The following is a 13,501-nucleotide window of genomic DNA, read 5'->3' as shown; positions in this document are numbered from 1 at the left end:
TTTCAATGATTAACAATCTCTACCAGATTTACTCTTATAGCTGTTTTTTGTATAAAAAGTAGGTAATATTTTACCTATAATTAATTTCATATAACATACCAACAATAATACTAATTTAGGAAAAATTATGTCTGTTGATTCCAAAAAACTCGCACTGGACTACCATGAATATCCTCGCCCAGGGAAAATCTCAGTGGTCCCCACAAAATCTATGGCAAACCAAGATGACTTATCTCTTGCCTATTCACCCGGTGTTGCTCATGCATGTATGGCTATTTATGACGAGGGGCAATCAGCTGCCGCTCGCTTCACCTCACGTGGTAATTTAGTCGGTGTGATTACCAATGGTACTGCTGTACTAGGATTAGGCAATATCGGTCCTTTAGCCGCTAAGCCTGTGATGGAAGGTAAAGGCTGCCTATTTAAGAAATTCGCTGGTGTTGATGTTTTTGATATTGAATTAGCCGAAAATGATCCCGATAAAATTGTCGATATCGTTTGCGCGCTAGAGCCTACATTAGGTGGTGTGAACTTAGAAGATATTAAAGCACCAGAATGTTTTTATATTGAGAAAAAATTACGCGAACGCATGAAAATTCCTGTTTTCCATGATGACCAACATGGAACAGCAATTATTTCTTCAGCCGCTATTTTAAATGGCCTTAAATTAGTCAATAAAGATCCAGCAAAAGTGAAATTAGTATGTTCAGGTGCTGGTGCAGCAGCGATTGCTTGTTTGGATCTATTAGTTCGCTGTGGTATTAGCCATGAAAATATCTACGTATCAGATTCTCGTGGCGTGATTTATAAAGATCGTGATGCTAATATGGAAGCTAATAAGGCACGTTATGCACAAGTAACAAATGCGCGCACATTAGCCGATATTGTCAAAGATGCTGACGTTTTCTTGGGTTGCTCTACAAAAGGTGTTTTAACAGGTGATATGGTTAAAACAATGGCTGCTAATCCATTAATCCTTGCCTTAGCTAATCCTGACCCTGAAATTCTTCCTGAAGAGGCTAAAGCTGCTCGTCCTGATGTTATTATTGCGACAGGTCGCTCGGACTACCCTAACCAAGTTAATAACGTATTATGCTTCCCATTTATCTTCCGTGGTGCACTTGACGTTGGCGCTACAACCATTAATGAAGAAATGAAAATGGCTTGCGTTCATGCTATTGCTGAACTTGCTCAAGCTGAACAAAATGATGAAGTAGCTAAAGCTTATGCGGGCCAAACATTAGAGTTTGGGCCAGAATACATTATTCCTAAGCCATTTGACCCACGATTAATTGCCAAAATTGCTCCTGCTATTGCACAAGCAGCTATGGATACTGGCGTAGCCACTAAACCTATTACGGATATGTCAGCGTACCGTACGCAATTAATGAATTTTGTGTATCACTCTGGTCACTTGATGCGTCCATTATTCTTACAAGCGAAATCTGACGTTAAGCGTGTTGTCTATGCTGACGGTGAAGATGAACGTGTATTACGTGCTGTTCAAACAATCGTTGACGAGGGTATTGCTTTACCTGTTCTAATCGGTCGCCCTGCAGTTATTGAAATGCGCGTTAAAAAACTTGGTTTGCGTCTAGAGGCAGGTAAAAATATCACTGTCGTCAATCCTGAGGACGATGCTCGTTTCACAGAAGCATGGCAACATTATTATAAATTGCGTTGCCGTAAAGGTGTAACACCAGAGATTGCAAAAACCATGGTACGCAAACACAATACGCTAATTGGTGCCATCCTATTAGAGCGTGGTGATGTAGATGCAATGATTTGCGGAACAAGTACTCGCTGGGAAAACCAATTAGAATACGTTTCACAGGTTATTGGTTTAAAACCTGGTGTGAAAACATTTGCATCAATGAACGTTATTATCATGCCTGAAGATACGCTATTTATCGCCGATACTCATGTTAATGAAAATCCTGATGCAGAAACCATTGCAGAGATTACCTTATTAGCCGCTGAAGAGATGCAACGTTTTGGTGTTGTTCCTAAAGTTGCCCTACTCTCTAACTCTAATTTTGGCAGTCGTCCAAATAAGAGTTCAAACAAAATGGCTGAAGCTCGCAAACTTATTGTTGAGCGTGCGCCAAATCTTGAGATTGACGGTGAAATGCAGGCTGACGCAGCACTTAGCGAACGTATTCGTTTAGAAGCATGCCCTGAAAGCACTTTACGCGGCTCTGCAAACCTATTGGTGATGCCAAGCCTAGAGTCAGGTAATATTTCTTATAATTTACTCAAAATGACTAGCGGTAATGGCATTACGTTAGGACCTATTCTTTTAGGTGCAGCAAAACCAGTGCACATTCTAACCACAAGTTCAACTACTCGTCGTATTGTCAATATGACAGCATTAGCTGTTATTGATGCTCAACAACGTAGTTAGATTCATCTCTTAGAATAGTACAGAAAGGGGCTCTTTAGCCCCTTTTGCATTATGATAAAATGACTATTATCTCTTACTAATATATAAATAACGATGATGAAGAATATTGATAAAAAAAGCCTAGAAAATGCTTATCGCTTATTCGAAAGTGGTGATATTAATCAAATAGAAATAGGAACAAGCAAAGGTCTTCAACATATTCATCATTACTTATTCAACGGTTTGTATGACTTTGCAGGAGAAATCAGGTCACTGAATATTTCAAAAGGTAGTTTTAGATTTGCTACAGCTCTTTATCTAAATGATATTCTGCCTAAAATAGAACAAATGTCTGAAGACTCTTTTGAGGCAATCATTGCTAAATATGTAGAAATGAACATTGCCCATCCTTTTATGGAAGGTAATGGGAGAAGCATGAGAATTTGGCTAGACCTTATTTTGAAAAAAAACCTAAAAAAGGTAGTCAATTGGCAATTCGTGGATAAAACACTTTACTTGCAGGCAATGGAAAGAAGTCCTATTAACGATCTTGAATTAAGAACATTACTAGCGCAACATTTGAGTGATGATATTGATAATCGAGAAATCATTTTCAAGGGGATTGAACAATCATACTATTACGAAGGATATGACAAAACTCTTGATGAAGAGTGATTTTACTAACTATTTTCTCATCAAATATTACCCCTACCCCTACTCCGCATAATAAGTCTATATACAAAAATTTGGACTGGTATGAATTTTTTGGACAGATTTTAGTTAATAAAAAAACCGCCCTATTCATCATAGGACGGTTTATAAGCTTTTCAGCGAATCTAGCCTTAAGGTCTTGTTGCCTTACTTGATATCAAACAAGTGCGTAAATTCTCAGCCAAGCAACAAGACTATCTAACGACGTAGATTAACGTTTATCTAATGACGGTACATCACGACGAGCACTACCCACATACAGTTGACGTGGGCGACCAATTTTGTAGTTAGCATCAGATAACATTTCGTTCCATTGAGCAATCCAACCCACTGTACGAGCTAATGCAAAAATTGCTGTGAATAGCTGTGTTGGGATACCGATAGCACGTTGAACAATACCTGAGTAGAAGTCAACGTTAGGATAAAGTTTACGATCAACAAAATATTGGTCTTCTAATGCAATGCGCTCTAATTCCATCGCTAGTTTGAACAATGGATCGTTTTCTAAACCTAAAGCAGTCAATACTTCTTTACATGTTTCTTGCATTAATTTAGCACGTGGGTCATAGTTTTTGTACACGCGGTGACCAAAGCCCATTAGACGTACGCCAGAGTTTTTGTCTTTCACTTTTTCCATGAACTCGCCAACTTTAGCAATACCACCATTTGCTTGGATATTTTCAAGCATATTTAAGCAAGCTTCGTTAGCACCACCGTGAGCAGGACCCCACAAGCAAGCAACACCCGCTGCAATAGCGGCAAATGGGTTAGTACCTGATGAACCACATAAACGTACAGTTGATGTAGACGCATTTTGTTCATGGTCAGCGTGTAACGTTAAGATACGGTCAAAAGCACGTTCTACTACTTCATTTACTTGATAATCTTCACATGGAGTAGCAAACATTTGGCGTAAGAAGTTGCCTGAATAAGATAAACCATTACGTGGGTAAACATAAGGTTCACCGCAAGAGTATTTATATGCCATTGCAACTAATGTTGGCATTTTAGCAATTAAACGAATCGCAGAAATTTCACGGTGATGTGGGTTTGAAATATCCGTTGAATCGTGATAAAAAGCCGACATAGCACCCACTAAACCAGTTAAGATAGCCATTGGGTGTGCATCGCGACGGAAACCACGTAAGAAGAAATGCATTTGTTCATGCACTAAATTATGGTGGTTAATAGAGTATTCAAACTCTGCTTTTTGTTGCGCATTTGGTAATTCGCCATTTAGCAATAAATAACAAACTTCTAAATAATCACAATTTACAGCAAGTTGCTCAATTGGGTAACCACGGTATAAAAGCTCGCCTTTATCGCCATCAATGTATGTAATGGCAGATTCGCAAGCCGCTGTCGACATAAAACCGGGGTCAAAAGTGAACATATCACTTTGACCATAAAGTTTACGAATATCTAATACTTCCGGACCAATCGAGCCTGTATATACAGGTAGTTCGATTGGCGCTTTACCATCGATATTTAAGGTCGCTTTTTTATCAGATAAATTCATGTGGATTTTCCTTTCAACACAATACCAGACAACTCAGTGTCAATGCTTTAACTCACGAATAAGCTTAACGATACGGTTAATATTAGGCGTATTATAGTCACCCGTAGGTTCTGCTCTTCCTAGTAAGACATCAAGCAAAGAATTATCATCCATTTCAAAAAGAAGAGTCAAACTCTGCACATCATCATCATTTAACTCTGTTTCATAGCGGTCTAGAAATTGCGTAATCATTAAATCATTTTCTAGTAAACCGCGACGTGCACGCCATCTTAGACGCGCACGTTGTAGTTCTGTCAAACTTGTCATAGATTAAATAGTACGACGTACCAACATTTCTTTAATCTTACCAATTGCTTTACTTGGATTTAAACCTTTTGGACATACATCCACGCAATTCATAATGGTATGACAACGGAATAATCGATACGGATCTTCTAAGTTATCTAAACGTTCTGCTGTCGCTTCATCACGGCTATCCGCTAAGAAACGATAAGCTTGCAACAGACCAGCAGGACCCACGAATTTATCTGGGTTCCACCAGAATGATGGACAAGAAGTAGAACAGCACGCACATAAGATACATTCATAAAGACCATCTAACTCTTCACGAGCTTCAGGACTTTGTAAACGCTCTTTTTCTGGTGCTGGTGTATTATTAATCAAGTATGGCTTAACTGAGTGATATTGATTAAAGAAATGAGTCATATCAACAATTAAGTCACGAATGACTGGTAAACCTGGTAATGGACGTAACACGATAGGCTCTTGTAAATCACGTAAGTTAGTGATACAAGCCAAACCATTTTTACCATTAATATTCATGGCATCTGAACCACAAACACCTTCACGGCAAGAACGACGAATAGAAAGACTATCATCAACATCATTTTTAATGCGAACAATAGCATCTAACAACATTTTGTCATTAGGTCCTAACTCTACGTCAAGTTTTTGCATGTATGGACGCTCGTCCTTATCAGGATCATAGCGATAAATTTCAAATTTTACGATACGTTTAGTCATAATATCCTGCCTAGAATGTGCGTGCTTTTGGTGGAATTGTTTCAACAGTTAATGGTTTCATTTGTACTGGCTTATATTCAACACGACCATCATTTGAATACCATAGCGTATGTTTTAGCCAATTCACATCATCACGTTCTGGGTGATCATTTAATGCATGTGCACCACGGCTTTCTGTACGTAGTGATGCTGATTTAATTGTTGCACGCGCAACCTCAATCATGTTTTCAATCTCAAGTGCTTCTTGGCGAGCCATATTGAACACTTTAGATTTATCTTTGAAGTAAATATTTTTAGCTTGCTCTGCCACTTCGTCGATTTTTGCAACACCTTTGTTCAATAAATCTAGTGTACGGAATACACCGCAATGTTGTTGCATTGCAATACGCATAGCATTACCAACATCTTGAACTTTTTCACCAGAAGCACGAGTTTCTAGTGCATTAACACGATCAAGCGATTTAGTTACTGATTCAACCGCTAAATCTTTATGCTCTCTTTGACGCTCTAAGTGAGTATCAACGATATGGTTACCAGTTGCACGACCAAATACGACTAAGTCTAGTAATGAGTTTGTACCTAAACGGTTAGCACCGTGAACAGATACCGCTGCACATTCACCAATAGCATATAAGCCATTAACAACTTTATTTGATTGTGACGCTGCATCCCATTGCAATACTTGACCATGATAGTTAGCAGGAATACCACCCATTTGATAGTGAATAGTTGGTACCACTGGAATAGGCTCTTTGATTGGATCCACATTACCGAAACGAATCGCAATTTCACGGATAGATGGTAAGCGTTTGTTGATTACATCAGCACCTAGATGGTCTAGTTTTAGAACCACATAATTACCGTCAGGACCACAACCACGACCTTCTTTAATTTCTTGGTCCATAGAACGAGAGACGAAATCACGAGGCGCTAAGTCTTTTAGGTTTGGTGCATAACGTTCCATGAAACGTTCGCCATCTTTATTTAAAAGAATACCACCTTCACCGCGTACCCCTTCTGTAATCAATACACCCGCACCAGCTACACCAGTTGGGTGGAATTGCCAGAATTCCATATCTTGTAATGGGATACCTGCGCGAGCAACCATACCCAAACCGTCACCCGTATTGATGAATGCGTTGGTCGAGGCAGCCCAAATACGACCAGCACCACCAGTCGCTAATACCGTTGTTTTTGCTTCTAAAATATAGATATCACCCGTTTCCATTTCAAGTGCAGTCACACCTAAAACATCACCGTCATCGTTACGGATTAAATCAAGTGCCATCCACTCAACGAAGAAATGCGTACGAGAAGCAACATTTCGTTGATATAAAGTATGCAATAACGCATGACCAGTACGGTCAGCTGCTGCACAGGCACGTTGAACAGGTTTTTCACCGAAATGAGACGTATGACCACCAAAAGGACGTTGGTAAATAGTACCGTCAGGGTTACGGTCAAAAGGCATACCAAAATGCTCTAATTCGTACACAGCATTTGGTGCTTCGCGACACAAGAATTCAATCGCATCTTGGTCACCTAACCAGTCAGACCCTTTGACTGTATCGTACATATGCCATTGCCAATGGTCTTCAGACATATTCCCCAAAGAAGCACTAATACCACCTTGTGCGGCAACAGTATGTGAACGAGTTGGGAAAACTTTTGATAAAACGGCAACAGATAGACCAGCTTGAGCTAGCTGTAATGAACAGCGCATACCAGCACCACCCGCACCTATAACTACCACGTCAAATTTACGGCGAGGTAAAGAAGAAAGAATTGCTGTCATTATTATAGACTCCAAATGATTGAAGCAAAGTAAGCAACACTGCCTACCAACCAAAGAACTGTTAGTACGAATAGAGCTAAGCGAAGACCTGCTGATTTAACATAGTCCATCCAAATATCACGTACTCCAATCCAAGCGTGCCATGCTAATGATAAAAAAGCTAATGTTGCAGCGATTTTACCCAAAGGTAAGCCAAAACAGGTAAAGGTAAAGAAACCAATCCAGCTATGGTAGTCAATAGAGGTAAAAAGAGCTGAAATCAAAAATAGTACTGAGTAAACAGCTAGAATGACCGCTGTTACGCGTTGAACGATAAAATCTTTAGTACCGTAGTGTGCACCTACTACACGGCGCGTTCTTCCATATTGTTCTGTAGACATTATAGTGCTCCGAATAGTTTAATCGCAAAAATAAAGGTTAACGCTAAGCTTACACACAAGACAATCTTGGCACTTTTTTGTGCAGTTTGCTTATCCATACCAATATGCAAATCCAAGGTTAGATAACGAATACCAGCACATAAATGGTGCATAAAACCCCATAAACCGACTAATAAAATAAGCTTAAGTAAGAAACCACCAAAGCCACTACCTAAATCAGCAAAACTTGCTGGGCTTGTTACAGATTCCTTGAATACTGTAATTAATAATGGAAGACTTAAGAATAAAAGTGCGCCACTAACACGATGCAAAATAGATACCTTGCCCGCAAACGGCAGACGGTACTTTTGTGTGATTAGTTGAAAATCGACGTTGCGAAATTCACGGCGAGGTTTTGATGTAGACTCTGACATATTGCCCTCTAAAATTTACAACAATAATTAAAAAAACTTTTCTATTATAGTACTCTTATTACAAAATACCTAAAAGAAAACCCTTAAATGTGCATAAACTTCTAGTTTAAACTATTTCTGTAGTAATAATGCTCAGTTACGTAAAATCCAGTGCGAATTTCTACGGCTTTTTCTCCAAACGTGTAAGCTATCCTTTCAATGGAAAGTAATGGCGACCCTACAGCTACGTGCAAAAGCTTTGCTATACTATCTGGTGCGGAGACAGCTCTTAATTTTTCATCACATCTTAATAACTGCACCCCAAAATGACTCTCAAATAATCCATATAATGGCATCTTTTCATGCGTCAATAAATCAAAAGTCAATCCCTTAAAAAGTACAGCGGGTAGATAAATTTCCTCATAAACCGTTGGACGATTAGAAAAATTCATTACTCGTTTAATACAAACTACTTCATCACTACTCGACAATTCAAATATTTTTTGTTGTTCTTCCGTAGGAGATAATCGCTCACAGGATAAAATCGTACTATGCGTACGCTTAACTTCAACCTGCCCATCCGCTGATAAACGTAGAAAACGATATCTAACTGACGGTTCATGATGCGTCGCTACAAAAGTACCCTTTCCTTGACGTCTAAGTAAAACATTCTCAGCAGCCAATTCATCAATTGCTTTGCGTACCGTCCCCTGACTGACTTGAAATCTATCTGCCAAGTCATGCTCACTAGGAATCATTGTGCCAGGTTTGAACTCTCCAGTTTCCAAACTTTGCAACAATAATTCTTTAATCTGTTTATACAATGGGCTAAATGAAGCAGATACTTTCTGCTTACTATTAGTCTTTGACTTTGGTTTCAGAGCCATAATCCTACAAAAGTTTAAATGACGTCCAAATTATTCCACAACTACCCCTTTCTTGTCCACTCATATATAAGATATAAGACTTATTGACGAAATGACATTTTAGGGCTAAGATTTAAAAGATTACATTTATAACTTTTCTAAGGCATTAAATTAGGAAAGCGTATTATTTTTTAAAATTTTTATTGGAGCATTTAATATGTCTAAACCAGCTGTACGCGTTGCCGTTACAGGTGCTGCCGGTCAAATCGGTTACGCCTTACTATTTCGTATTGCTTCAGGTGAAATGTTAGGTAAAGACCAACCTGTTATCCTTCAACTTCTTGAAATCCCAGACGAAAAAGCTCAAAAAGCACTACATGGCGTAATGATGGAACTTGATGACTGCGCATTCCCATTATTGCAAGAAGTAACTGCCCATAGCGATCCTATGACAGCATTCAAAGACGTTGATATTGCTCTTTTAGTTGGTGCTCGTCCTCGTGGTCCTGGTATGGAACGCAAAGACTTATTACAAGCCAACGCTCAAATCTTCACTGTTCAAGGTAAAGCATTAAATGCTGTTGCTAGTCGCAATGTTAAAGTATTAGTTGTAGGTAACCCTGCAAATACTAATGCCTATATCGCGATGAAATCTGCTCCTGATTTACCAGCTAAAAACTTCACTGCTATGTTACGTTTAGACCATAACCGTGCATTGACTCAATTAGCTCAAAAATCAGGTACTGCTGTAAAAGACATTGAGAAATTAATTGTCTGGGGTAACCACTCTCCTACCATGTACCCAGATATCCGTTTTGCCACAGTAAATGGCGAAAGTCTAGAGAAAAAAATCAATGACGATGTATGGAACAAAGACACCTTTATTCCTACAGTAGGTAAACGCGGGGCCGCTATTATTGAAGCACGTGGCTTATCATCTGCTGCTTCTGCTGCTAACGCCGCTATTGATCATGTCCGTGACTGGGTTTTAGGCTCTAACGGTAAATGGGTAACAATGGGTGTTCCTTCTGACGGTTCATATGGTATCCCTGAAGGCGTTATCTACGGTTTCCCTGTAACAACTGAAAACGGTGAATACACTATCGTTCAAGGTTTAGATATCAATGACTTCTCTCGTGAGCGCATGAACAAAACGCTTGCTGAGTTAGAAGAAGAACGCAATGGCGTTGCTGACTTATTAAAATAATGAGATATCCGGTGTGTAAATTTATCCAAAATCATTTATACACCTTATCTTGCTATTTCTCTTTATTGTTATGAATTGCAACTAGCGAAGCCACGTTCTTTATAACGTGGCTTTTTATTATTTGACTTGTTAAGCAATCTTTTTTTGATTTAACAATTTATTTATCAATAGATTAAAACTAGCGATTTTCCCTTATTTATATTTCCCTAGTTTTACCTAATACTATATTGATAATATTCTAATAAACGGGAGATTTAACGATTATGGCAATTCAATCTGCAGGATTAAAATTTCGCCAAGCTTTAGCCGAAGAAAATCCACTACAAATCATTGGTGCTATCAATGCTAACCATGCTTTATTAGCTAAACGTGCTGGTTTCAGAGCAATTTATTTATCTGGCGGTGGTGTTGCTGCTGGTTCTCTAGGTCTTCCTGACTTAGGTATCAATACGCTAGAAGATGTTCTTATTGATACTCGTCGTATTACGGATGTATGTGACCTACCACTATTAGTTGATATTGATACAGGTTTAGGTCCTTCTGCGTTTAATATTGCTCGCACTGTCCAAAGCTTAATCAAAGCAGGTGCAGCTGCCTGTCATATCGAAGATCAAGTAGGTGCTAAACGTTGTGGCCATCGTCCAGGCAAAGAGATTGTTTCTACTGAAGAAATGGTTGATCGTGTTAAAGCCGCCGCAGATGCACGCACAGACGAAAACTTCTTTATTATTGCACGCACAGATGCTATTCAAGCCCATGGTGTTGATGCCGCTATTGAACGTGCTATCAAATGCGTAGAAGCTGGTGCTGACGGTATTTTCGCTGAAGCAGCTTACGACTTACCAACATACGAAAAATTTGCTAAGGCCATCAATGTACCACTATTAGCAAATATCACAGAATTTGGTGCAACACCATTATTTAGCGTAGAAGAATTAAAAGGTGCTGGCGTAGGGATGGTTCTTTATCCTCTATCCGCTTTCCGCGCCATGAATAAAGCCGCTGAAACTGTTTATCAAACAATCCGTAAAGACGGTCACCAACGCAATGTAGTCGACATGATGCAAACTCGTGAAGAATTATACGATCGCATTGGTTACCATGCTTTTGAACAAAAACTTGATGCTTTATTTGCCAAAAACAAATAAGCCGAGACTATTTTCATTGAAAGGAGTTCCTAATGAGCACTGAAGAAGTAAAACCAAAAGTCAAAAAATCCGTTGCCTTATCCGGTGTTGTTGCTGGTAACACTGCACTTTGTACCGTTGGTCGTACTGGTAATGATTTGAGCTATCGAGGTTATGATATTTTGGACTTGGCTGAAGTTAGCGAATTTGAAGAAATTGCTCACTTACTAGTTCACGGAAAATTACCAAATAAAACTGAACTAGCTGCCTACAAAGCTAAATTACGCCGTCTACGTGGTTTACCAGCGAACTTACAAACAGTATTAGAATCATTACCTGCTGCTAGCCACCCAATGGATGTGATGCGTACTGCCGTTTCTGTATTAGGTTGTACTCTGCCAGAAAAAGACGACCACAATGCAGCTGACGCACGTGACATTGCCGATCGCTTGATGGCATGCTTAGGTTCTGCCCTACTTTACTGGTATCACTTTAGCCATAATGGTCGCGTCATTGATGTACAAACAGATGATGACAGTATCGGTGGTCATTTCTTACACCTATTACACGGTGAAGAACCCCCAGAAAATTGGGTACGTGCAATGCATACATCATTAATCTTATATGCTGAGCATGAGTTTAATGCATCTACCTTTACTAGCCGCGTCATTTCTGGTACAGGCTCTGATATGTACTCTGCTATTACTGGTGCTATTGGTGCTTTACGTGGTCCAAAACATGGTGGTGCGAATGAAGTAGCATTTGAAGTACAAAAACGCTATGAGACACCTGATGAAGCTGAAGCAGATATTCGTAAACGTGTAGAAAACAAGGAAGTCATTATTGGTTTCGGTCACCCTGTTTATACTATCTCTGACCCTCGTAACGTTGTCATCAAAAAAGTAGCTAAACAGTTATCAGATGACGCTGGCAATACCAAAATGTATGATATCGCCGAACGCCTAGAGTCAGTCATGTGGGAAATCAAAAAAATGTTCCCTAACCTTGACTGGTTCTCTGCTGTGTCATATCACATGATGGGTGTTCCAACAGCCATGTTTACGCCATTATTCGTGATTGCACGTACAGCAGGTTGGTCTGCTCATATCCTAGAGCAACGTGCTGACAACAAAATTATTCGTCCTACTGCCAATTACACTGGCCCAGACGATATTCCTTTTGTGCCATTAGATCAACGTAAATAATTCATCCCTAGGGTTAACAGGCTACTTCATTAAATCATCTCCATACCCTTGGAGAGTTTATGAGAAGTAGCCTTTTTTCTTATCTAAATAACACTTTCAGAACAAGCTCATTAGACACTGACCTATAATGATACGCTTTACACTTAATTTGCTCTTATAAACAAATTTGTTTAGATTATCAAAGGATTATCTCAAAAATGCTTAATTTATTAAGTATCGCCCTTTTTTTATTACTCGCCTGCATGCTCTGTACTGTTTTTGCATTGTTGTTTATTTTTATGCATCAAATAAAGCGTATCAATGATGTTATGCAACACCCTTATTTACAAACGCTTCCTTGGCATAGACTCACACTCGGTAATAAAACAGGTATTTTATTAGACTATTTCTTCCGTCTTTTCTTTCCAAATGCAAAAAAAGGAATAAGAGGCAATGCCAATCAACTTCTGGCTCATGTGAACCCTAGTGAAGTACCTACTTCCGTTAAATTGCCAATTTTAGCCTTGTGGGGAAGCTGTTTTTTAGGTATTCTAATGATGATTATCCTATGGGTACTGATCTTATTCATTTATAACAAAAATTAGGAGACCATTATGCAATTTAATCATGATGAAGACGCTCAAGTCTTTACAACAGAAGTCGATGGACATATCGCCCATATTGATTATCATCTGTCAGGAGATACAGCAGCTTTTCTACACACAATCGTACCTGATGCCATTGGTGGACGAGGCATTGCAGGAAAACTCACTGAATTTGCTTTAAATACCGCCAAAGGAAAAGGTTGGAAAGTGATCCCTAGTTGTTCTTATACGGCAGCTTATGTCGCACGTCATCCAGAATATAACGACTTACTCGCTAAATAAAACAAACCTTAGCCTAAAAAAGCTCTC

General features: G+C 39.1%; 14 protein-coding genes. 7 read left to right on the top strand and 7 right to left on the bottom strand.

What is annotated here, in order from left to right:
• Nucleotides 1-127 precede the first annotated feature (127 nt).
• On the top strand, nt 128-2,404 hold the full coding sequence (locus BQ4443_RS09245; RefSeq protein ID WP_071058626.1) for an NADP-dependent malic enzyme: 2,277 nt from the start codon (nt 128-130) through the stop codon (nt 2,402-2,404).
• 93 nt (nt 2,405-2,497) lie between these two features.
• Nucleotides 2,498-3,058 carry a protein adenylyltransferase Fic gene (gene fic, locus BQ4443_RS09240; protein WP_023950531.1) on the top strand — a complete coding sequence of 187 codons (561 nt, stop codon included), beginning with the start codon at nt 2,498-2,500 and terminating at the stop codon, nt 3,056-3,058.
• Between the two features lie 247 nt (nt 3,059-3,305).
• Here the strand turns inward: fic and BQ4443_RS09235 are convergent, their stop codons facing one another.
• The 7 genes from BQ4443_RS09235 to BQ4443_RS09205 form a co-directional block, all read right to left on the bottom strand.
• Nucleotides 3,306-4,613, bottom strand: a complete 1,308-nt coding sequence (locus tag BQ4443_RS09235; RefSeq protein WP_023950533.1) for a citrate synthase — start codon at nt 4,611-4,613, stop codon at nt 3,306-3,308.
• A 39-nt stretch (nt 4,614-4,652) separates the two neighbouring features.
• Nucleotides 4,653-4,919, bottom strand: coding sequence for an FAD assembly factor SdhE (locus tag BQ4443_RS09230; protein WP_023950535.1), 267 nt, complete (start codon nt 4,917-4,919; stop codon nt 4,653-4,655).
• A 3-nt stretch (nt 4,920-4,922) separates the two neighbouring features.
• Nucleotides 4,923-5,639 carry a succinate dehydrogenase iron-sulfur subunit gene (locus BQ4443_RS09225; RefSeq protein WP_031274432.1) on the bottom strand — a complete coding sequence of 239 codons (717 nt, stop codon included), beginning with the start codon at nt 5,637-5,639 and terminating at the stop codon, nt 4,923-4,925.
• 7 nt (nt 5,640-5,646) lie between these two features.
• Complete coding sequence (sdhA, locus tag BQ4443_RS09220) at nt 5,647-7,431, bottom strand: succinate dehydrogenase flavoprotein subunit (RefSeq protein WP_023950538.1); 1,785 nt, start codon at nt 7,429-7,431, stop codon at nt 5,647-5,649.
• Nucleotides 7,432-7,433: 2 nt separating this feature from the next.
• Nucleotides 7,434-7,814, bottom strand: a complete 381-nt coding sequence (gene sdhD, locus BQ4443_RS09215; protein WP_162146567.1) for a succinate dehydrogenase, hydrophobic membrane anchor protein — start codon at nt 7,812-7,814, stop codon at nt 7,434-7,436.
• On the bottom strand, nt 7,811-8,224 hold the full coding sequence (sdhC, locus tag BQ4443_RS09210; RefSeq protein ID WP_023950542.1) for a succinate dehydrogenase, cytochrome b556 subunit: 414 nt from the start codon (nt 8,222-8,224) through the stop codon (nt 7,811-7,813). Before sdhC ends, sdhD begins: the two co-directional genes overlap by 4 nt.
• 101 nt (nt 8,225-8,325) lie before the next feature.
• Nucleotides 8,326-9,090 carry a GntR family transcriptional regulator gene (locus BQ4443_RS09205; protein WP_023950544.1) on the bottom strand — a complete coding sequence of 255 codons (765 nt, stop codon included), beginning with the start codon at nt 9,088-9,090 and terminating at the stop codon, nt 8,326-8,328.
• Between the two features lie 196 nt (nt 9,091-9,286).
• Here BQ4443_RS09205 and BQ4443_RS09200 point away from each other — a divergent pair, with 196 nt between their 5' ends.
• From BQ4443_RS09200 to BQ4443_RS09180, 5 genes are all read left to right on the top strand, one after another.
• On the top strand, nt 9,287-10,276 hold the full coding sequence (locus tag BQ4443_RS09200; RefSeq protein WP_023950546.1) for a malate dehydrogenase: 990 nt from the start codon (nt 9,287-9,289) through the stop codon (nt 10,274-10,276).
• Between the two features lie 263 nt (nt 10,277-10,539).
• Nucleotides 10,540-11,424, top strand: coding sequence for a methylisocitrate lyase (gene prpB / locus BQ4443_RS09195; protein ID WP_023950548.1), 885 nt, complete (start codon nt 10,540-10,542; stop codon nt 11,422-11,424).
• A gap of 32 nt (nt 11,425-11,456) precedes the next feature.
• Nucleotides 11,457-12,608 (top strand): bifunctional 2-methylcitrate synthase/citrate synthase, encoded by a 1,152-nt coding sequence (gene prpC, locus BQ4443_RS09190; RefSeq protein WP_023950550.1) that lies wholly within the window; start codon nt 11,457-11,459, stop codon nt 12,606-12,608.
• 197 nt (nt 12,609-12,805) lie between these two features.
• Complete coding sequence (locus tag BQ4443_RS09185) at nt 12,806-13,192, top strand: hypothetical protein (protein WP_031274811.1); 387 nt, start codon at nt 12,806-12,808, stop codon at nt 13,190-13,192.
• Between the two features lie 9 nt (nt 13,193-13,201).
• Nucleotides 13,202-13,474 (top strand): GNAT family N-acetyltransferase, encoded by a 273-nt coding sequence (locus BQ4443_RS09180; RefSeq protein WP_023952555.1) that lies wholly within the window; start codon nt 13,202-13,204, stop codon nt 13,472-13,474.
• The last annotated feature ends 27 nt before the right edge of the window (nt 13,475-13,501 follow it).

It is taken from the genome of Pelistega sp. MC2, from assembly GCF_900099475.1.
GTDB lineage: Bacteria > Pseudomonadota > Gammaproteobacteria > Burkholderiales > Burkholderiaceae_B > Taylorella > Taylorella indica.
Note: the sequence above shows the minus strand (reverse complement) of the source record. Positions and strands in the feature narration are given on the sequence as shown.